Source organism: Brevundimonas sp., from assembly GCF_036399195.1.
Classification (GTDB): domain Bacteria; phylum Pseudomonadota; class Alphaproteobacteria; order Caulobacterales; family Caulobacteraceae; genus Brevundimonas.
The window spans coordinates 1-1,850 of the sequence record NZ_DASWNO010000013.1 but is presented as its reverse complement, the minus strand read 5'-3'; the positions used below and the strand labels follow the sequence as shown (position 1 = coordinate 1,850).

Sequence of the window (1,850 nt, the reverse complement as noted above, 5' to 3'; positions counted from 1 at the left end):
CGATGGTGTACGAGCCGGTCCCCAGCCGCGACCACACCGAACGCATGCTGCCCGGCTTCGGCGTGGAGATCCGGGTCGCGGAACTGGATGACTGCACCGCCATCCGCCTGGTCGGAGGCCAGTCTCTGAAGGGCGCCGCCGTCTCGGTCCCGGGCGATCCGTCCTCGGCCGCCTTCCCGCTGGCCGCCGCGTTGATCGTGCCCGGTTCGGAGGTGACCGTCGAAGGCGTGATGCTGAACCCGCTGCGCACCGGCCTGTTCGACACCTGGCGCGAGATGGGCGCGGACCTGACCGTCTCGAACCGCCGCACCACGGGGGGCGAGGAAGTCGGCGACGTCACGGCCCGATATTCCAGTCTCTGGGCGGTAATCGTCCCGCCGGAACGGGCGGCGTCGATGATCGACGAATATCCGATCCTCGCCGCGACGGCCGCCTTCGCCGAGGGCTCCACGGTCATGCGCGGCGTCGGCGAGATGCGCGTCAAGGAGAGCGACCGCATCGCCCTGATGGTCACGGGCTTGCGTGCCTGCGGCGTCGCCGTGGAGGAGGAGCCGGAGGGCTTCACCGTCACCGGCGGCGCGGTTCGAGGCGGCGCGACCGTCGCCACTCACGGCGACCACCGCATCGCCATGAGTCATCTGGTGCTCGGTCTGGCGGCCGATGATCCGGTGTCGGTGGACGAGCCGGGGATGATCGCGACCAGCTTTCCGGGATTTGTCGAGTTGATGGGCGGCCTCGGGGCCGATATCGCAGCGTCTGAATGACAGCACCCCTTATCATCTCCGTCGACGGCCCGGCCGCCTCGGGCAAGGGCACGATCGCGGCGCGGCTGGCCAAGCTCTACGGTCTGCCCTTCCTCGACACAGGTTTGCTCTACCGAGCCGTGGGGCTGGGCTTGCTTGACGCCGGCGGATCGCTGGACGACGAGGCGGCGGCGACCGGCGTGGCGCGGGCGCTGAAGGCCGAGAGCCTGTCGGACACAGAACGCCTGACCAGCGGAGACGCCGGCGAGGCGGCCAGCCGAGTGGCGGGCTATCCGGGCGTGCGCGCGGCCCTGCTGGAGTTCCAGAAGGCGTTCGCGGCCCAGCCCGGCGGCGCGGTGCTGGACGGTCGCGATATCGGCACCGTCATCGCCCCGCACGCTTCGGCCAAGCTGTTCGTGACCGCCACCCCGGAGGTGCGGGCGCTGCGACGCTGGAAGCAGCTGACCGGCCGCGGCGACGCGATCGCCTACGAGGACATGCTCGCCGACATCATCCGCCGCGACGAGCGCGACGCGGGCCGGGGCGCGGCCCCAATGGTCCAGGCCGACGACGCCGTCTTGCTGGACACGACCGATATGGATATAGAGACCGCCTTCGATGCGGCCCGCCGTATCGTCGAGGCGGCGCGCGCGAAACACGGTCTCTGACCCGTTCCGCAAATCCAACGCTCCCATCCTCGGCTTCCGCGGGCGATCTGGCGCAACATCGCTTCGTGTCGAGACGACCTGATTTCCCTTTTCAACCACACGCGCGGGGCCGTTCGGTCGCGCGCCATAACCGTTAGAAATCTCCTCAACGCATGACTGACACTCTCACCCCCTCGCGCGACGACTTCTCCGCGCTGCTCGACGAAACCCTTCAGGGCCGCGACCTCGGCGAAGGCCAGGTCGTCCACGGCCGCGTCGTCGGCATGGAAAAGGACATCCTGATCATCGACGTCGGTCTGAAGACCGAAGGCCGCATCCCGGCCCGCGAGTTCGGCATCGGCGAAGGCGCCGTCATCCCGAAGATCGGCGACAACGTCGAAGTCTACCTTGAGCGCGTCGAGAACGCCCTGGGTGAAGCCGTCATCAGCCGCGACAAGGC

Annotated in this window: 3 protein-coding genes; all 3 read left to right on the top strand. The window is 69.0% G+C overall.

Going from position 1 to position 1,850, the window contains the following annotated elements:
• The coding region (locus VGB60_RS00875) for a 3-phosphoshikimate 1-carboxyvinyltransferase (RefSeq protein WP_331036405.1) at positions 1-764 on the top strand (764 nt) is incomplete at its 5' end.
• A complete protein-coding gene (cmk, locus tag VGB60_RS00870) occupies positions 761-1,411 on the top strand; it encodes a (d)CMP kinase (RefSeq protein ID WP_331036404.1) in 651 nt (216 codons plus the stop codon). The genes VGB60_RS00875 and cmk, both read left to right, overlap by 4 nt.
• A gap of 152 nt (positions 1,412-1,563) precedes the next feature.
• A partial coding sequence (locus tag VGB60_RS00865; RefSeq protein WP_331036403.1) for a S1 RNA-binding domain-containing protein occupies positions 1,564-1,850 on the top strand: 287 nt, incomplete at its 3' end.